Source organism: Aminobacter anthyllidis, from assembly GCF_018555685.1.
Taxonomy (GTDB): domain Bacteria; phylum Pseudomonadota; class Alphaproteobacteria; order Rhizobiales; family Rhizobiaceae; genus Aminobacter; species Aminobacter anthyllidis.
Genome location: NZ_JAFLWW010000001.1, coordinates 364827 through 388949, shown reverse-complemented (window position 1 = coordinate 388949; position 24123 = coordinate 364827). Strand labels below are relative to the sequence as shown.

33 protein-coding genes are annotated in these 24123 nt (G+C 59.3%); 2 read left to right on the top strand and 31 right to left on the bottom strand.

Going from position 1 to position 24123, the window contains the following annotated elements; translation table 11 throughout:
- Positions 1–4: 4 nt before the first annotated feature.
- Genes J1C56_RS02125 through J1C56_RS02100 form a run of 6 tightly spaced genes read right to left on the bottom strand, consistent with a single transcriptional unit; the run spans position 5 to position 5162 of the window.
- Positions 5–397, bottom strand: a complete 393-nt coding sequence (locus tag J1C56_RS02125) for a hypothetical protein (RefSeq protein ID WP_214385548.1) — start codon at positions 395–397, stop codon at positions 5–7.
- A 3-nt stretch (positions 398–400) separates the two neighbouring features.
- A complete protein-coding gene (locus J1C56_RS02120) occupies positions 401–859 on the bottom strand; it encodes a GNAT family N-acetyltransferase (RefSeq protein ID WP_214385546.1) in 459 nt (152 codons plus the stop codon).
- The gene (locus J1C56_RS02115) at positions 859–1785 is read right to left on the bottom strand and encodes a hypothetical protein (RefSeq protein ID WP_214385544.1); all 927 of its coding nucleotides are present in this window, start codon (positions 1783–1785) and stop codon (positions 859–861) included. Before J1C56_RS02115 ends, J1C56_RS02120 begins: the two co-directional genes overlap by 1 nt.
- A 34-nt stretch (positions 1786–1819) precedes the next feature.
- Positions 1820–2158, bottom strand: a complete 339-nt coding sequence (locus J1C56_RS02110; protein ID WP_214385542.1) for a hypothetical protein — start codon at positions 2156–2158, stop codon at positions 1820–1822.
- 11 nt (positions 2159–2169) lie between these two features.
- Complete coding sequence (locus J1C56_RS02105; protein ID WP_214385540.1) at positions 2170–3363, bottom strand: hypothetical protein; 1194 nt, start codon at positions 3361–3363, stop codon at positions 2170–2172.
- Positions 3360–5162, bottom strand: a complete 1803-nt coding sequence (locus J1C56_RS02100) for a hypothetical protein (RefSeq protein ID WP_214385538.1) — start codon at positions 5160–5162, stop codon at positions 3360–3362. The genes J1C56_RS02105 and J1C56_RS02100 overlap by 4 nt, the downstream gene beginning before the upstream one ends.
- Before the next feature lie 397 nt (positions 5163–5559).
- On the opposite strand from J1C56_RS02100, the gene J1C56_RS02095 reads away from it, so the two are divergent.
- Positions 5560–5925, top strand: a complete 366-nt coding sequence (locus J1C56_RS02095; RefSeq protein ID WP_214385536.1) for a hypothetical protein — start codon at positions 5560–5562, stop codon at positions 5923–5925.
- On the opposite strand, the gene J1C56_RS02090 is transcribed toward J1C56_RS02095, so the two are convergent.
- From J1C56_RS02090 to J1C56_RS02005, 18 genes are all read right to left on the bottom strand, one after another.
- Positions 5922–6740, bottom strand: coding sequence for a hypothetical protein (locus J1C56_RS02090; protein ID WP_214385534.1), 819 nt, complete (start codon positions 6738–6740; stop codon positions 5922–5924). The genes J1C56_RS02095 and J1C56_RS02090 overlap by 4 nt on opposite strands.
- Before the next feature lie 4 nt (positions 6741–6744).
- Positions 6745–7833 (bottom strand): hypothetical protein, encoded by a 1089-nt coding sequence (locus J1C56_RS02085; RefSeq protein ID WP_214385532.1) that lies wholly within the window; start codon positions 7831–7833, stop codon positions 6745–6747.
- Positions 7834–8469, bottom strand: coding sequence for a phage adaptor protein (locus tag J1C56_RS02080; protein ID WP_420797353.1), 636 nt, complete (start codon positions 8467–8469; stop codon positions 7834–7836).
- Between the two features lie 7 nt (positions 8470–8476).
- Positions 8477–8902 (bottom strand): hypothetical protein, encoded by a 426-nt coding sequence (locus J1C56_RS02075; protein WP_214385528.1) that lies wholly within the window; start codon positions 8900–8902, stop codon positions 8477–8479.
- Positions 8903–8912: 10 nt separating this feature from the next.
- The gene (locus tag J1C56_RS02070) at positions 8913–9095 is read right to left on the bottom strand and encodes a hypothetical protein (protein ID WP_214385526.1); all 183 of its coding nucleotides are present in this window, start codon (positions 9093–9095) and stop codon (positions 8913–8915) included.
- A gap of 1 nt (position 9096) precedes the next feature.
- Positions 9097–9321, bottom strand: coding sequence for a hypothetical protein (locus J1C56_RS02065; RefSeq protein WP_214385524.1), 225 nt, complete (start codon positions 9319–9321; stop codon positions 9097–9099).
- Positions 9322–9375: 54 nt separating this feature from the next.
- Positions 9376–9777, bottom strand: coding sequence for a hypothetical protein (locus J1C56_RS02060; protein WP_214385522.1), 402 nt, complete (start codon positions 9775–9777; stop codon positions 9376–9378).
- A gap of 68 nt (positions 9778–9845) precedes the next feature.
- The gene (locus tag J1C56_RS02055; protein ID WP_214385520.1) at positions 9846–10856 is read right to left on the bottom strand and encodes a major capsid protein; all 1011 of its coding nucleotides are present in this window, start codon (positions 10854–10856) and stop codon (positions 9846–9848) included.
- A 29-nt stretch (positions 10857–10885) separates the two neighbouring features.
- The gene (locus J1C56_RS02050; RefSeq protein WP_214385518.1) at positions 10886–12154 is read right to left on the bottom strand and encodes a hypothetical protein; all 1269 of its coding nucleotides are present in this window, start codon (positions 12152–12154) and stop codon (positions 10886–10888) included.
- Between the two features lie 2 nt (positions 12155–12156).
- Positions 12157–12510 (bottom strand): hypothetical protein, encoded by a 354-nt coding sequence (locus tag J1C56_RS02045; RefSeq protein ID WP_214385516.1) that lies wholly within the window; start codon positions 12508–12510, stop codon positions 12157–12159.
- Between the two features lie 32 nt (positions 12511–12542).
- Entirely contained in the window at positions 12543–13538 is a 996-nt protein-coding gene (locus J1C56_RS02040; protein ID WP_214385514.1) for a hypothetical protein, read from the bottom strand.
- Positions 13539–13719: 181 nt separating this feature from the next.
- Complete coding sequence (locus J1C56_RS02035; protein ID WP_214385512.1) at positions 13720–14400, bottom strand: hypothetical protein; 681 nt, start codon at positions 14398–14400, stop codon at positions 13720–13722.
- An 11-nt stretch (positions 14401–14411) separates the two neighbouring features.
- Positions 14412–15407: a hypothetical protein gene (locus J1C56_RS02030; protein ID WP_214385510.1), complete on the bottom strand. Its 996-nt coding sequence runs from the start codon at positions 15405–15407 to the stop codon at positions 14412–14414.
- 137 nt (positions 15408–15544) lie between these two features.
- Positions 15545–15793 carry a spike base protein, RCAP_Rcc01079 family gene (locus J1C56_RS02025; protein ID WP_214385509.1) on the bottom strand — a complete coding sequence of 83 codons (249 nt, stop codon included), beginning with the start codon at positions 15791–15793 and terminating at the stop codon, positions 15545–15547.
- A complete protein-coding gene (locus J1C56_RS02020) occupies positions 15790–17889 on the bottom strand; it encodes a portal protein (RefSeq protein ID WP_214385508.1) in 2100 nt (699 codons plus the stop codon). Before J1C56_RS02020 ends, J1C56_RS02025 begins: the two co-directional genes overlap by 4 nt.
- Before the next feature lie 64 nt (positions 17890–17953).
- Positions 17954–18370: a hypothetical protein gene (locus J1C56_RS02015; protein ID WP_214385507.1), complete on the bottom strand. Its 417-nt coding sequence runs from the start codon at positions 18368–18370 to the stop codon at positions 17954–17956.
- A gap of 3 nt (positions 18371–18373) precedes the next feature.
- Positions 18374–18973: an HNH endonuclease gene (locus J1C56_RS02010; RefSeq protein WP_214385506.1), complete on the bottom strand. Its 600-nt coding sequence runs from the start codon at positions 18971–18973 to the stop codon at positions 18374–18376.
- Positions 18966–19430: a hypothetical protein gene (locus J1C56_RS02005; protein ID WP_214385505.1), complete on the bottom strand. Its 465-nt coding sequence runs from the start codon at positions 19428–19430 to the stop codon at positions 18966–18968. The genes J1C56_RS02010 and J1C56_RS02005 overlap by 8 nt, the downstream gene beginning before the upstream one ends.
- A 124-nt stretch (positions 19431–19554) precedes the next feature.
- Here J1C56_RS02005 and J1C56_RS02000 point away from each other — a divergent pair, with 124 nt between their 5' ends.
- Positions 19555–19743, top strand: a complete 189-nt coding sequence (locus J1C56_RS02000; protein WP_214385504.1) for a hypothetical protein — start codon at positions 19555–19557, stop codon at positions 19741–19743.
- On the opposite strand, the gene J1C56_RS01995 is transcribed toward J1C56_RS02000, so the two are convergent.
- The 7 genes from J1C56_RS01995 to J1C56_RS01965 all read right to left on the bottom strand — a co-directional run bounded on the left by J1C56_RS01995 (position 19740) and on the right by J1C56_RS01965 (position 24075).
- Entirely contained in the window at positions 19740–21449 is a 1710-nt protein-coding gene (locus J1C56_RS01995; RefSeq protein ID WP_214385502.1) for a hypothetical protein, read from the bottom strand. The genes J1C56_RS02000 and J1C56_RS01995 overlap by 4 nt on opposite strands.
- Before the next feature lie 11 nt (positions 21450–21460).
- Positions 21461–22054, bottom strand: coding sequence for a terminase small subunit (locus tag J1C56_RS01990; RefSeq protein WP_214385500.1), 594 nt, complete (start codon positions 22052–22054; stop codon positions 21461–21463).
- Between the two features lie 557 nt (positions 22055–22611).
- Complete coding sequence (locus tag J1C56_RS01985) at positions 22612–22773, bottom strand: hypothetical protein (protein ID WP_214385498.1); 162 nt, start codon at positions 22771–22773, stop codon at positions 22612–22614.
- Complete coding sequence (locus J1C56_RS01980; protein ID WP_214385496.1) at positions 22770–23033, bottom strand: hypothetical protein; 264 nt, start codon at positions 23031–23033, stop codon at positions 22770–22772. The genes J1C56_RS01985 and J1C56_RS01980 overlap by 4 nt, the downstream gene beginning before the upstream one ends.
- Positions 23030–23329, bottom strand: coding sequence for a hypothetical protein (locus tag J1C56_RS01975; protein ID WP_214385494.1), 300 nt, complete (start codon positions 23327–23329; stop codon positions 23030–23032). Before J1C56_RS01975 ends, J1C56_RS01980 begins: the two co-directional genes overlap by 4 nt.
- Positions 23330–23338: 9 nt before the next feature.
- Positions 23339–23884, bottom strand: a complete 546-nt coding sequence (gene nusG, locus J1C56_RS01970) for a transcription termination/antitermination protein NusG (RefSeq protein WP_214385492.1) — start codon at positions 23882–23884, stop codon at positions 23339–23341.
- Positions 23881–24075: a hypothetical protein gene (locus tag J1C56_RS01965; protein WP_214385490.1), complete on the bottom strand. Its 195-nt coding sequence runs from the start codon at positions 24073–24075 to the stop codon at positions 23881–23883. Before J1C56_RS01965 ends, nusG begins: the two co-directional genes overlap by 4 nt.
- Positions 24076–24123 lie beyond the last annotated feature (48 nt).

Below are 24123 nucleotides of genomic sequence, written 5' to 3'. Positions count from 1 at the left end.
GACCTCAGTCGTTGCTGCGGGGGCGGTTGGCGAACGGCGACCCATTGGTGACCCGCTTTTGCGGGTTAACGATGGGCGTTGGCGTTGCGACGGGGGCCGGTGCGGGTGTCGCGGCAGGCGTCGGGAATGGTGCCGTGCCAAGCATCGGCTTCAACGGGTCAGGCGTGGTCGCTACAGGCGTGTATCCCGTGAACGATGGAACGCCGCCTGTCATACCGCTCTGGGGCCGCGCGCCACCCTGTTGCTTGTCCAGACCGAGATTGATGCGCATGGCCTCATTGTAGCCGGTCGGACCCATCTCGAGTGCCCGGATTGCATCCTGCACGGCCTGAGGCATCACTGGCGTCGAAGTTGCCGCAGGTGCTGTTGTCTTCTTCTTGTCATCACCACCGCACATTTGCTACCGCTCCTTGATGTATGTTCCGCCGAGCGTCGTGAACCCGAAGCGGTTGAGGAACTTGCCGACGAGCTCGGGCTTGCCGGAATTCAGGACATTGATCACGAGCGGAAGACCGAGTTCGGATGCATAGGCATCGGCCTGATCCAGAAGCCGCATTGCCGTGCTGAAACCACGCTTTTCCGGCCTGACATATAGCCATCCATCGCCAAGATACGGCCTATCGGTCCACCATAACTCCTTGCGGCAAACGCTGATCGAGCCGGCGGTTCCGTCGTCGTCGCGCGCAATCCACACAGCACCATCGGTGAACATCTCCCAGATATGCTGCCATGCACGATCGGTGTTGATCCCGGTCGCGGCCTGCGTTCCGAATCGGTGTTCCTGCGCAAAGGTCTGGGCGAGAAACGTGCCGACGAGCAGGCCGTTTTCCTCGGTCGCGGCGAGGCGTTCGATTTCCATCAGAACAGCGAGCCCACAGCGGAGCCGAGCAGGCCGAAGAGACCATCATCCGATTTGGTCTTCGATGTCGATGATGTCGGATATGGCGAGCCCTGCACTGCGCCAAGCAGCTTCAGCGCATCATCGTATTTCTTGTTCTTGATCGCTTCCTGGAACGAGCGGAGCGCGTCGTTCTGCTCCTGAGAGGCTTCGCGCTCGACCTGCCCGGCATTGAACAGGGCATCGTTCACGTCGGTGAAGTTCTTGAAATACTGCTGGCCGAGCCCTGCGATGCCCGATGCTGCCGTTGCCTTGTTCTCATTGGCCAGGGTCTCGGCATCACGGTTTGAGGTATCGACGCCAAGTTTCGTCGCCATATCGCCGGACCGCATCTGCATGGCGTTGTTCCATGCATCGGAATAGGTCCGCCCGGTGATATCGGCGGCGTTCTCAGCAGCATCGTCATAGAGCCCGGTTTCAACGATGCCATGACGGGCATCACCAAAGGCCCCGGACATCGAGGCATTGGCGCCAAGATCGCGGCGACCACGCTGAAGACCGTCACCGATCTCCCTGATCTGGGGATCGAGGATCTGCCTCAGATAGGGGTTCATGTAGCCATCGATCGATCCGAGATAGCCGCCCTCGTCGGTGAGCTTTTCGGCGCTCAACTGATCGGGCTTGTAAGCCGCGAACTCGTCGAGCATGCCGCCGGCCTTGTTGGTCCCGAACAGTTCGGCCAGGTTCTGGTCGGCAAGCCAGTTCACATTGCCGATGGCCTTGTTCTGGCCTTGAGACAGCGGCGTGTAGAGCGTTTCGCCCGGTTTTGAGCCATAGACGTAATTGTCCGGGCTTTTCAGAAAGCTCTCGACCGAGCCGAGCGCGTTCTTCGTCGGGTTAGCGATATAGTCCGGGATCGAGCCGGTTGAGGTGGTCGTATTGGCCATGGGGGCGTGTCCTTTACGGGGCTTGCCGCAGTGATCAGGATTTGACGGCGTTGCGCGTGGCTTCGAAGGCGGCTCTTTGCGCCTTGAAGGTCTCCACGCGCGCCGTTATCGGGGCGTACTTGCGATGGGCCGTTTTCATTTTCTCAACATGCCCGAGCATGTCCGCCGGAAGAGGCGGGTAACCCATCTCGGCTAAGTGCTCGTTGACGGCGACCATCTGGTTGCCCGGCTCCATGTCTGGATCCACGACCGACCGGTGCGGCTCCGAGAAGAACACCGTTCCGTCATCATTGATCACCTGCTTCAGCAGTTGGAGCCCGATGGACCCGTCCGCGCAGAGAGTAATCTGGTTCAAGACTGTGAGTTTGTGCATGCTGGCTCCGATTAGACGGTGTAATGGCCGGCCCCATAGATGCGAACCACTCCACCTGTCGGCAGATCAGCCGCTACGAGCTCAGCCAGCGCTTGGGCGCTGCCGCTGGCGAGCGCATACATGAAAGTGGAATTGCTGGTTTCAAAGCCGAGGCTGGTGTAATTCGCCTTGGTCCAACCTGACATGAGAAGCGTCCCGGCTCCGACAAACTGCGAGCCCATGGTGAAGGGAAAGCCGGTGATGTTGAAAAAGCCGGAGGCTGTCGTGTGGGTCCATGTCGATGTCTGAAGCAGGCAGTTGAAAAAGACCATCTGCCCAATCTTAACGTATCGCCCTGACCGGCTTGAATAGGCCACAGACAGGTTGCCTGGCGTGGCCAGGGTTACCGCAGGGGTCCAAGTCCCTTCCTCGTAGTCATCGATTGTGTTCGCATCAGCAGATGGAACCTGTGTGGCCGGGAATGTCATCCCCCCACCTGACAGGATCGGAATAGCCGAGAATGTCTTGACCCCTGAAACGGTCTCGGCATTGCCAAGCGTCATTGCGGTGCCGGATGAAGCCGGCCCGGTCAGGGTGACCCCATCAGGTATGGTGATCGTGGCACCGGTGGCTGGTGCCGTGAACGCAACCTTATTGATCGACGTTGCCGTTGCGGCACCAAGAACGGGCGTGACGAATGTCTTGTTAGAGAGCGTCTGAGCCCCTGTCAGCGTCACATCGCCAAACGTGATCGCAAAAAATGCCGCTCCGCTGCATAGGATCAGTGCCGAGACGCCGTTGGGGATAGTCAGAGCCGTTGAGCTGCCATTGATCTGCTCCGAGCCATCGGGGTCGACCGTGACCGCACCACCATCCCCTTTCACCCAGAGGCCCCAACCTGTTCCCAGCGTTGCTGCGGCGGTGAGATTGACTGTCACCGCACCTGTCGCGCGCCAGAACTGATTACGATCGGCAGCGACCGCTGTGTAGGTGCCTGCTGCCTTCGTGACTGGGCTTGTGTTCGGCAAGTACTGAGATGGGTTGACCGTAGACCAAGCCGTCAGGTTGACACTCAGCGGCTGATAGGAACCGGCGACATTCGCAGCTATGGATTCCGCGGTATCGACGTGGCTTGCTCGAGCAATCTCATGGACGGCATTGACGATCCACTGCATCAGCGGATCTCGAACCACGGCTGGCGGTTGGCCGATGGCGGCGCGTCTCATCGTTTGCGCCCCGCACCGGAGATTTCAAGGCCCCATCGGCCCATCCTGAAATCTGAGCCAACGGTGTCGCCCGAAAGCTTCATGCCGAACTGCCGGCCAGCAACCCGGGCGTCGACCAGTTTATCCGTCGGCGCGATGGTCAGCGTTTCCGACATCATCACATCATCGCGGGGATGATCCTTGCCGTAGATGTAGAGATCGAGATCGCCGCCTTGGGTCTGGAAATCCGGCACAAACCCGAAGATATCGACCGATCGGTTGCCGCCATCGATATCGGTCGGCGCCAACTCGATATGAAACGGCAAGGCCGCCAGATCGTTGTCGGGATTGTCCTTGACGTCATGGACATAGACATAGCCGTTGGTGCCGAACAGGATCGGCCGGTATTCGCTGACCGTGTAGAGCGCCGCGGCAGTCCGGCTCCATGTCCCATGCGACCATGAGAAATCATCGAGATCGACCATGACATAAAGGTCGGGCTCGGTTGAGGCCCGGCTCGGATAGACGAACCAGACCTCGTTGAAGACCGAGTTGTAGAAGGCGAACGACTTGATCAGGTGTTCCGAATTGATATCCCCAAACACAAACGACTTGATGTCCTCGACATTGGGGATGGGCTGGGCCGCACCGGAATACATCCAGAAGCTGTTGGCACTCATCCAGAACGCGGTGCCGCTGGTTTTTGTCCAGGCATGAGGCCCGATCAGACCGCAGTTCGTAGCCACCTGGCGGCTGTCATAGACGAAGCCGGAGCCGGTGAACTGGAACAGGAACAGTGACGAATCCGACCAGACCACAGAGATACCTTCGGCAAGCGCTGTTCCCGCCATAAGCCGGGTGCCGCCCTGCAACTTGCGCTGGTTCGAGGTGTTGGTGTCCGATGGCGTCCAGTCCGTGAAATCCTCGACATCTGGCCAGCGCACCGTCATGGAGTCGAAGCCGCCGGTAAGCGTGGTGCAGCCCAAGGCAAAGATGTAGCGTTCCGGGGTCACGAAGGTATATCGGACCTGTGTCGGCGCATTGGTGATGACGGTTGGCCGGACCAAACCTCCCGATGTGTCGTAGTGCCAGATGCCGTCATTCGAGAGATTGACGATCAGATCCTCGCCATAGACGTCCATCGACCAGTTCGTCGGTTCCGAGATCAGGGCCGAGGCCAAAGATGCGTCGGTACCCCAGTAGCCAACGCCCCATTGCCCGACGCCCCAGCCGAGAAGATATGTCGGATCGACATCGCCGCAATTGAGCTCGTAGGAAGCAACGACCGCGGCACCACCACCTGTCGCCGTCGATGAGGCATTCGAGCCATGGGTGATCGTGAAGGTGTTGACGTCCACAACCTGCGTGACCGTGTAATCGCCATTGATCGTGATGCCGCCTACTGCGGAAGCACCGGAAAATGTCACCGTCGTCCCAGCCGCCTCGATCCCATGCGAGGAATCCGTGACTGTCACGATCGGCGAACCGTTGGTGGTCGCAAACGGGTTGTTGCCCAACGTGATCCCGGCTGCACCGATGCGGTAAGGCGTGATCGTTGAAACCGAGCCTTCGCGGAAGATGTAGAGCCGGCAGGCCGTACCCCAGACCAGACACTGGACGCCGGTATAGGAAGCCCAAGCCTTTGCGGCGCGTGCGGTGCCGAGAAAGGCGGTCTCGATGAACTTCTGGACACCGCCGATCTTCTGCGGTTTGCCGCGGACAAAGCGAACATGATCCATGTCGATCCAGCGGCCGGAAGCGGCATAGTCGCTTTCCGATTTCACCACGCCTGGCGGCACCTCAATGGGGACAAACGGCATGGCTAGACAGCACCGGCCTTTGTCGGGTCAGCAGAAATCGAAGCGACCATGCGCGGGTGTCCTTTCTGGCGTTAGCCATGTCATCGAGTAGATCGGGCGGTGTATTTGAAAGACGGGCGGCGCGGTGCTACATTCATTGGATGCATCAGCCGCAACCGAGAGGGGATATCCCCATGCGCATGTTGGCCTTGACGTGCATTCCGATCATTGGACTGACTGGCTGCGGGATGCTGCCGAAAGACGAGCCTGTCGCGTATCAAGCGCCTGTGGCTGTGGCTAAGCCTGCTCCGGTGGTGAAGAAGGTTGCCGTTGCGCCGAAACGGGTAGTGAGGAAGCCTGTGGTTGCTGCACAGCCATCGTCAGAAAGAAGCGAGCGCGACGGAGCGGAAAGCCCGTGGTGAGGATTGCCTTGGCTCTTTTGCTGCTGTTCTGCTCCCCGGCATTGGCGGGCAAGAACGACGCGACTTGGAACCCACCACCGAAATACGATCACCCCTATTCTGGCAAGCTGGAAAAGAGGTATCGCCCGCAAGCCAAGATCATGGCCGAATGCAGCGCCTTGTTTGTTGCAGACACGGGCAATTCAATCGGCGCATACCCTGGCATGAAGGGCTGTTCTATTCAAAAGCCCGGACATTGCATCGTCGTCGTGATCAACAAGCCCGTCGCTGTGAAGGGAAAGCCGGGGGTGCTCATCACTCCAGAGGCAGTGCTTAGGCACGAAATCGGCCACTGCAACGGCTGGACGCACGCCATAGACTAGTTGAACGACGCAGCTCGCATTGCGTAGACAGTGTTCCCGCTCCCCGTGGTGAAGCCAACGGAGTAGGCCGCATCGACACTGAGGCGGTTTGCTACCCCCACCACAATTCGGTGAGACCCGTCCACCGTGACTTGAGCCACTTCGGTCAGACCAGTCAGTGTAATGGCGCCTGTGTTGACGGCGCGAGCCACCCCACCGACGACTACACCATTTGCCGCGACCGCCAGCGTACCGGAATCTCCGCTCGGAAAGTCCGGGTTATCACTGGTGATCCCTGATGTCTGGCCGTGGGGGGTTGCCGAAGCAGCGCCGGCCAGGGAGAACAGGTAAAGTGCCGCAGCGCCAGCGGTTCCCGATGTGAAATTGACCACTACGGAACCTGATGTTCCGGCGGGCTTGGCGGCCCATACACCGCACCCGACCGCGCTGGCTGGCACCAACCCGCCGGCTGGGTCACCATCGCCGTTGTTGCCTCCCGCCGCGCTTGAGCCGCCAATCGTTACAGATGTCTGGCTAAGAACTTGGTCCGAGCCGGCGAACAGGGCTGTGACTGCGACGAGCGTCCTTCCCGTGTAGTCGATTCCAAAATCGCAGCTTGAGAACGTGTACGAACCCGAGCGATCTACGGTGTCTACTGCCGAATGGACAAGCTTGACGGCCTGCTTGCTGTAGAAATTCGTTGGCAGTATGAGATTACCGCTTGGCACCTCAGCCAGCCACCGAGTGCGGGTATCCGGAAAAACCAGAGTCCCCGAACTGCGCAATTCGTTGTTGATGTCGGCAAATGTCATCGAGCCGGATGATTGCAGGGTCATGGCCCTACCCCGTAACCGTCAGCGTGCCGTTGATGGTCGCATTACCGCTGGAGTCGATAGTGAATGCATTGGTTGTGTCGGCTGCGCCACCTGGACGAATGCTGATGGTTCCCGAAGTCGCGCGCGTGTAAATGCCAGAGGTAGCAATCATGTCTGTGCCGGCCGTGACGGTCGTGGTCGCCGATGCAGCGCCTGTGATCGATAATGCCGCATCGAACGAGTAGCCACTCGACGCGCCAGCGAAGGCGAGCGCATTCGAAGAATGAGTAACCGTGACATCGCCCGATGCCCAGTTGATGACGCCACCGGAGGCGAGGAATAGATCGCTCCATTTTAGAGACGTAGACCCGAGCGCCGCTCCGTCATCTGAGGCGGGAAGATTGACGTTTCCAACACTCGATAGGATCACGATCACCCGGAAAGCCGTACCGGTGCAGACGATGATCGCCGATGTGCCGTCGGCAATGGCCAGCGTCGTGGCACCATTGACCAGTTCGCTGGCATTCGGATCGAGCGTGACGATGCCGCCATTGGCGCGGACGACATAGGTCCAGCCTGCCCCAAGCAATGCTGCCGGCTTGAATGAAACCGTTGCCGTGGCGGAATATTCGTGGATGGCGCCGTCATCGGACTGCAACGCGGTGTAGCTACCCGATTTCGAGGCATAGACGGGCCGTGAGGCCGACCCACCTGCCCCGACGTTCATCATGCGGAGAACGTTGGTGCCGTCGCTGACCAGAATGGCGCGACCAGCCTGTGGAACCACGATTCCAGTGCCGCTCGTCGTCTTGAAGGTGACCGTGAAATCGCCTGTCGTGTCGTTGGTGACGAACCAGAAGCCCTTGCGGTCGTTGGTCCTGACCTCGACATTCGCCGATAGTGTGCCCGAGAGCTTGATCAGGAGCGAGCGCTCTTCATCGGCGGTCAGCGTGACATTCGAGCTCGAAAGTGTTTTCGACGTGACCTCGCCGACCGCGTCTTCGAGTGCGCTGAAGTTGAAGTCGGCAACCTCTCCCCAGTTGGCATAGCTGCCGTAACTGGATTCGCCAGTGGCGAGATCGACAAGCTGCAGGATTGCGGAAAGCGAAGCCATTTAGTCGTTCCCTTCCCATCCGAAATCGGCCTCGAGCCCACGCATCCCCATGTCCGATTCCTTCTTGATGTCCTCGATCAGCGACATGGCCTTGATCTCGTGGCGGTCCATGCTGTCGAATTCTTTCCGCTCCTCAGACGCAAACATCAGGCAGACGCGGCGGAGCAAGGTTGGATACCGATCGGTCAGGAAGTTGGTGAGGTTGTCGGCGGAGAGTGCGAGCGGCATCTTGTAGAAGACGAATTTCGCGGTGTAGGCTTGGTCGGCCTTCGAATTGAACTGCATCAGGCCGCCGATATCGGCCCATCGGGTGGGCATAGCCTCGGGCAGGACAGCACTTTCGTCCCAACCCAGTTGCGACCGGAACCGTTCAGGATCGAGCATTTTGATGCTCGAGATGAAACCTGGAATGCTGAGGTGGATCGGATCCAGGTATCCGGTCGGGAAAGCTGCGGTGGTAGCGGCAGATGAGATGGCAACGTCGTCCGTCGCCGTCATCTGCCGCACCCTGAGCTTGGAATAAATCCACTTCTCGGCCTCGCCGAGGATGCCTGCGGAATCGAGCCTCGACCAATTCTGATGGTATTTGATCGAGCCTACAGTCGAGACATCCGCGACGAGATCCGTGTAGTTCATGACGGCCTCAGCGCTTCACGTCGGCTTCGGCAACGACGCCAGCAGCCACGAGACCAGCGACAATCGATGCCGCATTGGTGGTCTCGATGCTCGGATAGGCCGCAGCGACTTCTTTCTTGATGCTGAAGAATGCGTATTTCGCCTCGCCGCGCGCCCACGCAGCAAGATCGACGCCGTCCTTGACTGGTTCAGTCTTTGCCACCGGGGCCACCACAACCGGCGCCTCGACCTTTGGTGCTTGCTGAGGTGCGGGAGGAACGGGCGCCGGAGCGCCCGCCTTTTCCTGCACCCGCGCGGGCTCCTGCTGGCCTTCCCGGAACAGAAATTCATATGATCCGGAGAAGAAGCAGGAATCCTGCTCATACATCGCGCCGTTATAAGGAGGGTGGATGCTCCCGAACGGGCGATTGGCATCAAAACGCGGGTTTGTCATGATCCGGCCCTCAGTAGCTTCTGACTTTGCCGTCTTTGATCGAGGACGAGATATCGCGGGCGCCGCCCCCGAAGCCTTCGTTCTTGATGCTCTTGGCCGAGGTGTCGCCGAACGAGGACGTATCCTGGCCGGTCTGCTTGATGATCTTGGTGCCGCGGGCACCGTCCTTCTGGTAGGTCTGGGACTTGTTCATTTCAATCGTCTCCGTAGAGCCTGCCCCACCGTGCTTCGTTCTCGTCCATCAACCCGCCACAAGCGAAATCCTCGCTGTAGCGGCCGGACGAAGGCGAATGGTCGAGCGATTTACGATATCTGGCGGTGTAGCCGTCAGAGGCGGCGTTTCCGGTCTCGTCGGCCGCGATGCTCACTGGCGTACGCGGGTTTCTCGGAGACTTCGAAACGTATCTGCGCTTATCCATGGGAGGGTTCCTTCATGGAGGTTGGCCAGCCGCCCGGAGGCGACCGGCGCTGGCTTACTGAGCCCAGTCGATGCAGACGGTGAGCACGCCGTCGCCGGCGCCGTCGCCCGTTGTGTCCTCGACAATGGCGATGAGGACTTCAGTGTTCGCGGCGATTTCCAGCCCTGTCAGCGGGCTGGTGGTCTGCGACGAGTCGTCGGTCGAGCGGAAGGTGTCGACGGCGGGCTCGCCGATCGACCATGCCATATAGGCATCGGCGTCACCGGCATTGCCAATGTTGATCTTGGCATCGCCGGTGGTGCCCGCGATGGTGGTCGTGACAGCCAGGCTGGCCCACTTCAGCCTGCCAGTCTTGCCCTTTGGGCCACGGATCATGCCGAGGGCGTTGTTGCCGGAAAAATCGCAGGACGCTTCGGCAAACGTATACTGCCTGCGGTCGGGATCAGCATAAGACATCTCTGTCTCCTGTTTTGCTGGATTGGGGAAGGCAGGCCGGGATGCCGGCCCGCTATGAGTTCAGGAGATCAGGCAGCGCTGTCCCACATCACCACACGGGCGTTGGTCGCGTCGGTGTGGCAGAGACCGGCCTGGCCCATGTAGTAGTAGGCCACCGCATTATCGCGGCCGAAGTCCTGCGGCAGCTTGGCCCGGATTTCTTCGGGAACTGCCGGCGCTTCGATCACGGTGTCGGCGCCGAAGAACAGGCACCACGACGAGAGCGCGTTGTTCCAGGCATCGTCGGTCGCGTTGTAGACGTAGTTCGCCGAAGACGAGGTGCCGGAGAACGCCGCATCATTTGCGTGGCCCTTCGGAAGCTCGTTCTGTTCGATGAAGCGCGTCGACTCGTAGCGGCCAACCTCGCCGGCATAGATCATCGCAACACCGGAATCGGTGTAGACGTGGATGTCTTCCAGCGCGTTCTTGAAGGCGCGCAGCGTCGTCGGGTGCGAGATGGCGACATAGTCGTCACCTTCGAACGCCGGGATATTGCGTTCCTTCATGATGTCGACGATCGCTTTGACGTGATCGTTGTTCATCGCGATGTTGTTGGTCGTTGCAGTGGCGCTGTTGGTGGTCAGCGTCACGTTGGTCGCGCTGTTGCCCGAGGTCGGGGCAACACGGAGCGGCGTCTGGAAGAACTGGTACGCAACCATGCGGTCCAGCGTCTTGCGGGCGTCGTCCTTCAGGGTCTGGTCGATGACATCCTTGACGTCGTGTTCGCCAAGGCGCTCGACTTTTTCGGTGAAGGGCACACTATTTCCAAATTCGGCGATCGTCAGCGAGCGCTGGGAGATGGTGAACTGGGTTTCGGGCATCCGCTGCTGTTCACCGATCGGACCACCGCGCTGGCCGACTGCCGAGTAGACGTTCCAACGATAGGTATCGCCCCTGTGAAGGCCGAGAGCATCGTCTTTGGCGTCTGCCAGGTTGCGGAACTTGGTCCGGGGCTGGAGTTCGAAGCGAAGGTATTCCGACAGATTGTCGGAGTAGAGATAACCGCCGCTTGCGTCGGCGGACCATACCTGTCCGGTCATGGATTTGTTCCTTTACGGGATAGTCGGGATCACCGACCGCGGCGGGCCTTTCGCATCTGCTGAATGGCCTGCTTTCGGACGTCCTCTCGGGAGCGTTCCTGAGCATCGATCGCGGAGGGCACAGTGGCCCGACGAGGTTGCGTTGCCAGCGCGCGTTTCCGCTCTTCACGCTCTCGCGTATCGACCGGGATCTGCGGCTGTTGCTGGGTTTGCGGTGTCACCATCCCGAATTGCTTGCGCAGCGATGCCGCGGACTCCTTGAGGATGTCCGGATGTGCTGGAAGCTGGTAGCCCTGCTGCTGCAATGTCCGATATGCGAAGGCCGTGACCTCGATATCGTTCATGCGGCGCTCGGCCTTCATCCTGTCGAGCGTTTCCGGCTCGACGCCGATCTCGAACATCCGGTTCCGCATGGTTTGTGCGGCTTCCTGTGCGAGTGCGGCCTGAAGGGCTGGGCTGTTTCTGAATTCGGGATTGCTGTCACCAAAACTGCGCAGTGTATCGGTCGTTTCCCGGCGGCGTTGGGCGGTCTCGGTCACGATTTCCATCTGGGTGGCGATGGTCTCGTCGATATTGCCTAGCCGGTCGAGAATGCGCTTTTCGATCTCTGCGCCATACTTATGGAGAGCCGCTGCGGCCTCCTTGGGATCGCCGACCTGAATCTTGTCGACGATGTCTGCCAGATCCGCATCGTCCGGTATGGTGGCCGGGGCCGTACGGCTGGCAACGGGAAGTTCTGCGTCAGTGGCATGGGTGGCCTTGGCTGCTCGCAGTTCTTCCAAAAGGGTTCGCGCTTCGGCGCGGTCTCGTTTCGCCTGGTCGAGAATGGTATCGGCGGCAAGCGCCTTCTGGGCATAGGCGTCGACCTGTTCCTGGTCGAGTTCGACTTCCTTGCCATTGACCTTCAGCTTGCGCTTGGCAGCAGGCGGCTGCTCTTGCTGCTGCTGGGCCGGAGGCTGAATCTCGCCCCGCTCATCGTTGCGGCTGGCAACACGATCGGAATGGGTTTCCACGTTCTTGCCGAACATGCGGTCGCGAGAGGCCGAAACCTCATCAGCGGTGGTGTCGCCTTCCTCGGGCTCACGGGCAAGCCGGGCCTTTTCGTAGATCGCCAGCCGCTTTTCGTCGAATTTGGAGCCGCGAACCGGAGCTTTTGGCTTTTCCTCGACCGGAGCATCGCCACGCTCGGCCAGAGGTGCCTGCTCCTGACGAGGCTCGACGGCATCGTTGCCAACGTCGAGGGCGTTGCGGTTTTCTTCGGAAATCAGTTCTGGGGTAAGCTGTTCGCGCTCGGCCATGTCTATGCGTCCTTGGGTTGAGCTTCGTCGCCCATGAGAAGCTTTTCGGTTTCGGCTATCTGTTCTTCGGTGAGGTCTGCCGACATCGCCTTGCCGGATTCAAGGATGTTGAAGATGTACTGGCAGAGCTTGTCGAAGCGCTTGACCTCCCATTGGAGATCTCTGATCCGGTCGGCATCTTCGGGCTTGCACTTGACCAGCCCGTTCACCGCCAGACGGGCATCGTCACGGGCCTGTTCAAGAACCGCCTTCAGTGCCCCTGTGGGTTTGAGCTGGAATTGGAGATCGAGCGCGGCGTCGAGCACCGTGATACGGTCGAATTCCTCCGCCAACATCTCGTCGATGCTGTCTGCCATCCGTTTTCGCCTCGGAAGTTGGAGATTGAGCCCTAGGCTCGGGTGATACCGTGAGCCCAAGCGGGCCCACGGAACGCCGTGGTGTAGTTCTGATTGAACTGCTTGGACCCGTTCAGGTCTGTACCAGCGACCCCGCCGGCAAAGATCGTGTCATGGCGCGTCGCATAGGTTCCTGCATTCGCGGTGTCGCCTATGCTCCGGTAGTAGTTCGCCAGCCAGGCATAGGCCGGGGAGATCATCAGGTTCAGGTCGGCGTAAGGTGTCGTTTCCTCAACCTCACCCGTCGAATAGTCGAACGCTTGCGCGGGGACGTCCCACATGTTGGCCCATTCGTAGTCCATGCTGGCCTTGATGGCGTTGCGCAGGTTGGTGCGGTAGGTCGCGTCCAGCCCCGAGTTGCGCTCGTACATCAGGATATAGCTATCCCGCAGCAGCGAGTTCATGAACGGCTTGCAGGCGTTGTTCTCGTCGTTCCAGCGCCCCGATCCGGCGCCGGTCGCGTTCCACTTGTCCATCGCCTTGTTGAGGAATGCAGCGAGACGGTCGGTCCAGTTGGAATGCTGGTGGTAGGAGACGTGGCCCTGAGTGAAACTATCGGGGACAGAGGTCCAGAAGACCGAAGGTGCACTGAGCAGGTTAGCCCAGTAGATCGCACGGATCGGGTAGGCCGCCTCGCGGCAGTTGAGCGTGTGCATCAGGTCGAGCGCGTAACCATCGCTCCATAGCGATGCCATCCTGCCCAGAGCGTCGAGTGCATCAGCAGCCTCGGCCGTGTCGCCCTGCTCTGTCATATCGTGGTAGTAGAGCATAACGTCTTCAGCCATCGCCCAATTGGCGGCTTGCGAGTAGTTGTTCCCGTACTCGCCGTTCTTGATGTAGTTGTTGATGAACTCCGACATCTGCGCCCTGGCGCGCGTCAGGTAGGTCGAATTGCCAGTTCGCGCCCACTGCACATACCAGATCTTCCCCCTGCCGTAGTACATGCCGCCGTGTGCGCCGCTACCACTACCGGGACTGCCACCTGTCATGCCGAAGACTTCAACACCGTCATCGGCCCAATGCACCCCGGCGGGGGTGGCAAAGCCGCTCTCCCATGTCGCAAACGAACCACCGAGCGCTGTCATTTCGGCTGGTGTCAGCCAGGGCCCGACGCGCGTTTCTATCTGCGCGAGGAAGGGTGAGCCTCGTTGCCAAAACCCGAGGCCCATATCATGGCCCCCATGCGGCGGAGGCCATGTTGATGTTGTTGTCACCGTCACCAGCGACACTGATCGTTAGTGCGCCCGTCGTCGTGGTGTGCGCAAAACCTAGCGCATACACAGTTGATATCGTTTCGTAGTCCTCTGTGGCATTCGTCCAGGTGCCGACATCAGCAGTTCCGACACCTTTCGTCACCATCGCGACAATGACGCCAATACCGCTTGAGGGGACGGTAAGTGAAACGGAGCCGGCGGAACCAGTGTAGCTGTCCGCGCGCATCGCGGTAGCTGTAGGTGTAGGCGTCGGCAGCGTCATCTCAGCGACGACAATGCCGATGTAGCTGATCGCGAATGCTGCGGTGACGGTCACCACGATATCGGCTGTCGTTCCAGTCGGAACATTGCCATACCAGAGCGACGACTTGTAACTCGCATCAGTGCTTTCAATTGCCTTTGTCAGAGCAACACCGCCAACTGTAATTCCCGTGACAACCTTGGTCGCCGCAGCGTGAAGTCCAACCCCGACGACGACATAACGCCCCGCATCTGCAGTGCCGATCGCTGTCGCACTAAACGTCGCAACCGAACTGCCGTTGGCGATGTTCTGCCACGCCGGGCCCGCGGTCTTGTTAAATGTCGGTGACGCGCCGCCGGCCGCAACGGGAGGCTTGCCTGCCCCGAGTAGTGCCATATGGCCCACGGTCAGGCGCCCTTGTAGCCGACCGCAGAGACTTTCGTGCTAGATCCTGTAGTGACGTTGGCGCAGTAAAGCGCGGTGTTCGCGGTGGGCTGGCGAAGCGGCACAGGGAGAGTGATGACCGCACCACCATAGACGGCCGCCGCCGGGATGGTCATCAGCGTCGTTCCGCCCGAACCATCCTGGATGGCAACATCGGTGCCGACCGTCGCATGGGCGTTGGAAACGACGATCGCCGTGATGTAATTCCGCAACCCAGCACCTGGTGCAGCAACAAGCGATGTGCTGGTCGTGCCTGTCATGGCCGAGGTGATGGCGCCAGAAACGAAGTTCTCCGGGTTTGCGTAGGGCAGAACAATCTGTTTGCCGGTCAAATCGGTGACAAAATCGGCTCGATCATCGCTCGCCACGGCGGCGATTTCAGAGGAACGGGCGCGGCCACCGATCTTGATCGGGTTTCCACTGTCAGCCCCGTCATGGGCAACAAGACCGCCGACAATATCGACGTCACCGATGTTGTTGGTGCCGGCAGGTGTCGCACCGCCTGAATTGGTGATGATCGAATCCAGCTTGGTCTCGACGGCGTCTGAATACCCGATCAGCGTAGTGAGGTTCTGGGCAATACGCTGAAGCCTGCCATTCAAGCCGCTCGAGGCCGTATCCGATGCAGGGGCGGTTTCCGTGATGATGCCCATCCGGGCGATGTCTTCCGTCGAATCCGTCACTGCAAAGGACGAGGCCGCAGCCTTCGAACCAAGCGAGGCCGGAACAAGCGCAATCAATGAGGTCACGCGCTGCGCAATGCGCTGCAGGCGTCCATTGAGGCCACTGGATGCGGTATCGGAGGCTGGCGCCGTCTCAGTGATAATACCGACGCGGGCTACATCCTCGGTCGAGAGCGCGACAGGTCTTGACGCGGCAGCCGCAGCCGAACCGGGAGCAAGCGGCTTCTCGACGGTTTCGTCGCCGCCAGCGGCATTCTTTACCGTCATCGTTGCCATGTCAGATATCCTCTAGAAGAACGAGTAGGCCGCTGTTAGCGGCGTCGGAGAACACCAACTCGCCGGGGACACCGGGAGTCGAAGTGACTTTCCGGCCCCGCAGCATGGAAAGCCCGAGGTTGATAGCGAGCATCATCTCAGTACAGCCCGACGATGCCTGTGGCCGTGGTGCCAGTTATGCGGCACGACGTAATCGCGTAGGGATAGACGGTACCAGCGACCAGAGAGACAGTCACATCGGCCGCGCTATCTGCGAACCGGATGGCCGCTGTGCCATCACCCGTACATGTGATCGCGCGGGTCTCCTGGAATATTGTCGTCAGGTGCGGCGTGATCGCGACTGCATGACGCGCTGCGCCGAGGAAGGATTTTGACTGTTGGGTCATTGTTGATCCTTTTTGCCGAGCATCTGCGATATCTGGTCGAGGACCGCATGAGCCTGATCGGCCTGCTGTTCTGACCTCATCTTCGCCATGTCGGCGTCATGCTTTTCTTGAGCGAAGGCCATTTCCTGCTGCACGCGCTTCATCTCGGCGTCATGCTCGGCCTTGGATTGAGCCATCTCCATCATCTGTTTCTGGACATCTGGCGGAGGCTGTTTTTCCTTGTCTTCCGGCATGCGTTCGAAGAAGCGATCGGCATCCTTGTAACCAAGCAGGCCCCACGCCTCCTGTGCCATGGCGGCACCATTCGGCTTGATGCCATCGGCGGCGAGCAGCGGGGCCATTTCCATTGTCATCTTGACGCCGCCCATGAACTTTTCGAGCTTCTGGCGGCTGTCGAGGGCACCGATGCCGACGTTGACCTTCACGGAAATCTGAGCGTCACCAAGAACATTCATCACATCCTGGAACGAGATCGGCTGTTCACCCGGCTCTTCCTGTGGCGGGCCGTCGAGGGCACTTGGCTTCTGCGTCGCAGAGAGCAAACCGGCCTTTTCGCCGGCAACCGCCATGACGATCTCATCGGATTCGTAGTACTGGATGGCACGGACGCATTGACGAAGGCAGGGTTCCACCCATGTCTCGACCCACACCCTGAGATCGAACTCGGTCAGGGCATTTGAAGACGATGCCATCAGGTTCATGCCGCCAACGGTCTCATTCAACTGGCGGTTGGATTGCACCGAACCTGTCGAAAACACCCCGGCAAGCTCATCGAAATCGACGTTGAGCGTGTTCAATTCGAGTTGGGCGCCACCATCCGGGCTCGGCGCCCTGTCGAAGGTGACGTCGTCATGTTCCTCGACCATGATCATGGCGTCGGGGCCGCGGTTCTGGACTTGCTTCCAGTCGATGTTGCGGCCGCGTCTGATCTTGGTGATCGGCGAAATCGCCATCTTGCGGGCATCGAGCCCGAGATTGGTGATGTCGTTCAGTTCCTGCTGCAACGGCTGCCAGGTCTCGACAGGTGCAGTCGGATGGGTCTTGTGGCTTTCCAGAGCACCGACGCCCATGACATAGGGGCGGTCGCCCTTCTGTTCAGGATAGCTGTCGCGGGTCGGGCGCGGATCAGACAGGAGGATGGTTTCACCCAACATCCAGTAATGCCAGTCCTCGCCATCATAGCGATAGAAGTTCTCGTAGAGCCAGATCACTTCGCCATTCTTGTCGGCGTGACGGCTTTCATAGCGATCGGTGCCATCGTCGCGGGCGCGTCTGACACCCTCGCTGCGGCGCATTTCGCCGGAACTGGCCTGCGTGATCTTGGCGACATCGATATCAGAGCGCCAGGCACCACCACCCATCATGGGACGTGAGGAATTCTGCGCAATGATGGTTTCGAGGTCTTCCTTGCGCATCGGATAGCCGGCAATGAAGAACCCGCCTTCCTGGATCGGATCGCGCCAGTCTGCGGTCTGGTCAATAAAGGCGTGCTCCGGCTCGATCAGCGTGATTTGAATCCGGTCGCGGATTTTCTCGCGCTTGGTCTCGACGGTCTCTTCGGTGGTGCCTTCATTGGTCAGTGGATCAATGACCGGCATGCCATTGACGTCGAGCACGGGCGCATCGACCAGAACGTCATATTCGCGCTCTTCGAACTCCCAGTACTGCTTGGAAACACAGATGCCGGTGAGCTGGGTATCCTGACGTGCACCGATAGCGGTCAGGAACCAGTTCGGACCAGTCAACCGCGTGCTGCGATCCAGGCGGTAGTTCAGCGCGGCATGGATGAAGCGCGCCGTCATCATCTGGAGACGATCCGAGGACCGCTCCGGTGTGATCGACACCACATCAGCCGTCGAGAACATCGCCGAGGCTGCGGTGGCATCGTTCTTACGCACCGCCATGCGGGTTTTCGGCTTGAACAGCTTGGAACGGTGCCGATAGCGTGAGGTATCGTACTTCGAACCGCTCATATGGCGGTTGGCGAAGGCGCGATAGTTCCGGCTCCATGGGGCGCGTAGCTTGGTCTGCTGGAAATCCGACGCCGACTTCAGGGAATCGCGGAACATGCGAATCCAGTCCTTGTCGTTCAGCATGCTTCCATCGTCGGCGCCCGTTTCGGACGCCGCACCATCGGCCAAGCCGTCTTCCAGTGGATCGTTACCCGAGGAGTGGGGCAAGGTGACCTCGTCCGCTGATGCGATCCTGGATGGGCATTGCCGCCAGCGCGTTGCGCCATTGGTCGAGATTGAAGCCGCCGCGCCTGATCTGGTAGCGCTCGAGCAATTCGCCGGCGCCACGCAATACGGTGCGCTTGCCGCCCGGATCGGTCAGAACTTCGTCGAGCTTGACCACATACCAGCGATTGCCGGGCATGATGCCGTTGAGGCGGATCTTGATGATGCCGCCCGTGGCGCTCATGGTGACCTCGACATGCCAGGCATGGCCGGCGTACTCGCGATTGAGCAAATCGCCGGTCCATTTCGCGATAGCCATTTTCGGCTTTGCGAACGGATCGGGCGACAAGTCATCACCGAGACCGGGATGCTCGTATTTGAGTTGCGGCTGGAACTGCATGGGTTAGCTGCTCACTCGTCCGGGGTGTGTTTGAGCATTGGCCAACCACCCCCAGGTCTTCCCACGAAGGATATGGCTGACGTTGGATTTGTGGATGCCAAAGCGTGCCGCTATCTCGCGATGCAGCAACTTGCCCTTGAGGGAGAGGATTTCTCGCACGTCCTCTTCACTAAGTTTGCGATGACCTGTGCCATGATCGAACATGTCAGCCATGTTCTCAGCATGCGTCTTCCAGACGAGATGAGCCTTAGTGCAGCAGGATTCATGCCCTTTCCCGCATTTATGAGCAGCCTCATGTTCTGGCGTAGGCGGCAAGCCGTTGACTTCCTCGCAGACGAGGCGATGGACAGCATGCACTTTGCCATCGACCCATACCTGCCCGTAGCCATTGCTACTCCGGCTGAATGGCCAAGCAAGGCATTCGTCGCCTTCGTACGCGATAACCACTTCGCGGAAATAGCGTTCAGCATCGCCGGACCTTCGCCCTGTGCCGCCAACCGGATCTCCGTGGTTTCTCCATCGGTCATAGTGATGTTTACACCAGCCGCGCGCCAGCACTTGGTCGCCACACTCCGCAATGGAACAGCGCATCGATTCATTCATCTGGATAAGCCGTCCCTACACGCCGAGGATCGCCGCGAAACTCACGTCCGTTGGACCATTCGTAGAGCCGCTCGTCCTTGCGCTTGGCGTAGAATTCGGGCTCGGCCTTCAGGATCACCGAAAGCCAGGTGAACGAAACCGTGCGTACATCACCGGTTGCCATGGAGTGGTCCTCTCGTTTCCTGATAGGCTTGGATCGCCCCTGAGTGATGGCCTGCATGGAGTAGGCTTCGAACTCAGGCGACGGATTGTCCTCGCCGATGTCTCGTTTGATCTGCTGCCAGACGTGCGTGCCCTCATGGACAAGCAAGCCGATGACCTCGACTGCGGAACGCTCGCTGGCCTTCTCGGAGATCGTCACCAGCACTGTGATCTCACCGCTGCGCTTGTTTTCTAGGACGGTGCAGCGGCCGGCAGTGTCGGGATAAGGCTCATCCTTGACACCGAGCCGCTTCATTTCACGCTTCCATGCCCGTTTCGATGGGCAGAAGCCGAAGCTCATCGGTTGCCAGCCGCGATCACACCACCAGACCTTATTGATGGGCTTCACCATGGGACCGCCTTAAGTTAGAATTGCTGTCATGAGCGATGACGTTGAAATCATCTTCACGTACAAAAAGCTGCCCAAACTGGATGGCTTCTCAATCCGAATTCCTGTCGCCGGCCATTACCGGCCAGAGGAACTGATGGACCTGCTGATGTTCGAATATCAGTGGCAATGCGACGAGGCCCCAACCGAGACCATCGTCATCCGCCTCCCCGAATTCTAAGCATCGGCCGCAGCCGGGAGTTCTGGGATTTCATCGTGGATCGATGGCGCCACCGGTTCGATGTCGTAAATCCGGCTCGTGGCATCGACCAAATCGTCGTGTGTAGCAAAAGGAAAGAACAGCATCTCATCCATCAGCATGCGGGTGAGATCGTAGACATCGCCGTCTTCGTTCTGTCGCTTCAATGGCTTGCAGGCCAGATACTCTTGCCCCCTCGCCTTGACCACTGAGATGGCCTGCAACTCACCTTGCATTGGCCGGAAGTTCATCTGTCCAAGCTCAAGATCGGCGGACCAGATACAGGTGCCGACGCCTGTGACGTGAACCAGCCCGGGCAGGAAGAACGAGCCAAACTCGAAATCAGGCTGCAGCCGCTCGACCCTGTGAACCTTGGACGCGCCACCCTCACGGGGCCATGCCAGTTCCTGGATCGAAAAGACGTATTTCTCAGCCCGCATCCGTTCCGTGAAATACTCGTCGTCGCTCTGCTGGCCGAAGCGCTCGTAGCCGACCTTGACCATGCCGACGCCGGGAACCGCGCTCCATTTCTTATGGATATGCTTCAGATGGTCCCAACGCTGCGACAGCGTCATGCGATGGCAGAAGCCGTCGAGCAGGTACTTGTTGCCGCCTGCGTCCAACCCGATAACCGCGATTGCGGTACGATCGCTGCTCGATGTCCGCCCCCGGCTTGGATCGCCGAGAATGTAGACGTTCATCGTTGCCGGCCGTGTGATCCAGGGTCTGAACCACTGCGGTTCAAAGCGCTGTTCCTTGTCCGCCAGCGGGTTCTGCAGCATCTGGGCTGCAAGCGTCGACCGCTGGGTCTTTCGCTTCTCTTCCCATGCTTCCTGTGTAAACAGGACCGGCTTGCCATCAGGCTTGCCGTTGTGGGTGGCTGGATAGATGCGCGGCGTGACGATGCCGCGATCAAGGATTTCCGCGTAGGTATCGGCAAAATTGTATCGGGTGCCGATGTATTGGACCTGCCCGCCCTGCGCCCCGAGGTTGTCGGACATTTCCCATGCTTCAGTCGTCTTCTTGATCTGTTCCGACGTATTCACCGATTCAAGCGTGACGACGTCGTCATAGGTACGGAGCTTGAAGTGCTTCGATGTTGGCTGGCCGTCGACAAGGCCCCATCCCTCAACCGTCGCTTCCTTCGGGTTGCCCTTGCGCCTGACCGTGAAGGCTTCTTCCGTCCACAGCGGCGCCTGGCTGCTCTTGGGCCAGCAGATATCGGCGTAGATTTCGCGGAACCGCTCGTTGCGATCGAACTCGCCACGGATCTGTTTGACGAACGCTTTCGCGATCTTCCGGGTATGCGAGAAGATGCCGATGGTGATCTCGGGATCGTTGACGATCTCTTGGATCGACCCAGCGAACGTGATGACCGACGACTTCCCGTGCTCACGCGCCCAGAGATCGATGTGGCCGTAGGGCGCCAGTTCAACCTCACGGCACCGATCATAGAGCCATGGGTGCAGGATATCGTGGCGGCCAAGGATATCGGCTAGCAGGAAGAACCGATCGACGCTGCCGAGATATGCCAGCCCGCCCCTGCTGAGATGGGGCACGATCTCCATGTAGAACTGCAGGGCTTCGATGAAGTCGAGGCTGTGGAGCTTGCCGGCCTCGACGAACTCGATCAGGTCAGCCTGCACCTTACCGGTGCGGTAGCGTTGGCCCTTGTATATGAGTTGCATTCATTTTCGCCTCACCCAAACCGCTTAAGCGCGGCATCGAAATGCACAACATTGCTGCCGGCGGGCAGATCGGCCCCTGGCTGGGGCTCATCCTCGGCCTTGGGCGGCGCCGACACGTTCAACAGGCGCAGCAGCTCGATCAGCGCGCCCTTCTTGTCGTGGAACTTGATCTTGATGCCTTCCTTGGTGTTGCCCACCTCGGAAATGGCCGCAGCCGTGGCATCGTCGATGTCGCTGCTGTCGATCAGCGTGACGCCGTTGGACATCACGATCGATCCGTCTATCATCTCGCTAATGCGCTGGGTTGGACCCCATTTGACCGCCTTGCGGATATCTGCGAAGCCGATGCGCCGCAGTTCTTCGATCACCTGCTCCTTGGTGACTCCGATGGCATTAATGGCCTTCTTGGTGGCTTCACGCTCAGCCTGTTCCCGCTCGGCCAGTATCTCGGCCACGCGGTTTTGAACCTTTTGATTCTTGTTTAGAGTGCTCGCGTTGCCGTGGTTACTGGCATACCCGGCGCTCTCGTAGGCCTTGTATGCCGGCTCACCCTCAGCGAGCCTCTGCGCGAATGCTTCCCATTTGCGGTTTGATAGGGCAGGCATCAGGCCACACCACCCGACGATGCAGGCGCATCCTGCTGTTCAGTCCATGTATGGGAGGCCATGGGGCTACCTCGCGCGGGAATGTGGGTACGGAATGATCAGGACGGGCCGGGCTTGATACCGGCTAAGCTGGCGTCGTCGATATTTAGGCTACGAGCCGGGCTTCCATGCCCTCGAAGCAGGCCGGTTTTCACCGGCACTTTGCCAGCCACCCTTGCAGTCGCTGCGTTTCCTTCAACGCCGCCGTCCTGAATTGTCTGCCCCCGACACTTAAGCCGGTACGTGGCCTCTCTGCTGTCTTCGCCTGAGCCGTTCCATGGTTGGCTTTCGGGTACTGGCGAGCAGCGCCATCCTTTTGGGCAACTGTGAATTCGTTTGGGAACTGCTTACGCACTCCGTTAGGCCCTGTCGCCGCAACGGGGAACGGGCGCTAGTCGCTCGACCTAGAAGGCCGCGAACTGATCAGCATTCGTCCCGGATGCTGTATAAGGTGATTTGGTCTTAAAAATCAATATGTGGGGTATGATCAGAACAAGAACACACAGTTATGGGCCGTCCTACCCGACGACAAGCACGAACGGAGGCCAATTGCCTTGTTCATAATCCTTTGACAGTCGAATACCTATGACATCTGTATCCCCAAAATCCTCATTAGGTATGCAAACCCGCATGTCTTCGGGGAATTTCGACAGCGCTTCTATCAGCTCTTTGACGGTCATGGCTTCAACGCCTCATCGATCATCCATTGCCAGACGCGGAGGACAGCCACGTCGTCCGCAGGCTTGCCGATTCCGAATGTTGCAGCGCTTTCGCCCTCTGCGACCATCGCGATGGTCGGATTGCGCATTTCTTCGATCGCAATGCGGGCAACGCGCATTGCCCTGAGATGCCTGATCACCTCTGGCGAGGCCGAAACCATTTCAACCACGTCCAGTTCGCGCTCAATCCGCGCGGCGACTCGTACGATCATCTCGCTCATGACTTCTCCTGCTGTCGTATAGCGGCGTCATCGGCAAGATGCACCGCCCCGATGGCTTGGTACAGAGCGAACAGCCTGTCGCCAGCTTCCATTGCAAGCCTAAACCAATCAGGGTTGAGGATAACGGCAGGATGCTCGGCAAGGCGGCTGTAGACATCATCGGCGTAGACGCTCGCCATATGCAGGGCTTCATGACAGCCCATGCCGCCCGGCGCGAATCCACTTAGGTCGCCGCTGTGTGTGTCCAGCACTTCCTTTAGTTCGTTCTGGCGAAATTCTTCGATATCGTCTCTCATCACTTCCTCCTACGCCGCCTGTATCAGATCATCAGGCACAAGAACCTCGATATCCTTGCTGCCGAACATCTTGGAGAGAATGAGCTTTGCAAAGCCTGGCTTGACCTTGCCGCCCCTGAATGTGGCCACGATGTTGTCGAACGGGCCGCCGATGATCAGAACCTTGTCGCCATGGACGAAGCCGGAACCGGCGCGCTTGCCTTGATCGAATGAGTTGGTATCGCAGAGATAGCGCAACTGCTCGACGGCCTTGGCATCGACCGGCATGGCGCGATCCGTCGCCGGAACCCTGACGATCTGGGCCACATGCTGGAACTTGCGGTTATGCTTGTTGACGGTTTTCGTCTGCTCAATCGATAGCTGGGCGAAGACATAGCCCGGCATAAGCAGCATCTCGACCGTTTTGACCTGTGCCTTGGTATGGCGGACCAATGTGATGCGATTGAAGGTCGGCACGAAATGGTTGATGCCGGCTTCCTTCAATTCTTCGGCGGCACGGCGATCGCCGCGGATCGTCGGACGCAGGACATACCATTTGGGAATATCTTCGTTCATTTGTCCCCTCGAAACATCTCGGGCTCGGTGCGCGCGTCGTAGTACATGCGCTCTTCCACCAGCACCTTTCCACAACGCGCGCAGGTCTCTTTGCGCATGTGCGTATAGACGGTGTTGGGTGATCGGCTGAGCGTAGACACAGGCTTGTGCCCTACAAGCCAGCAGACGAATGCTGTTGTTTTACCGCTCATCAGTTCGCCCACCCATCAGCAGCGGTCCAGATGACTGTAGAGCCAGCA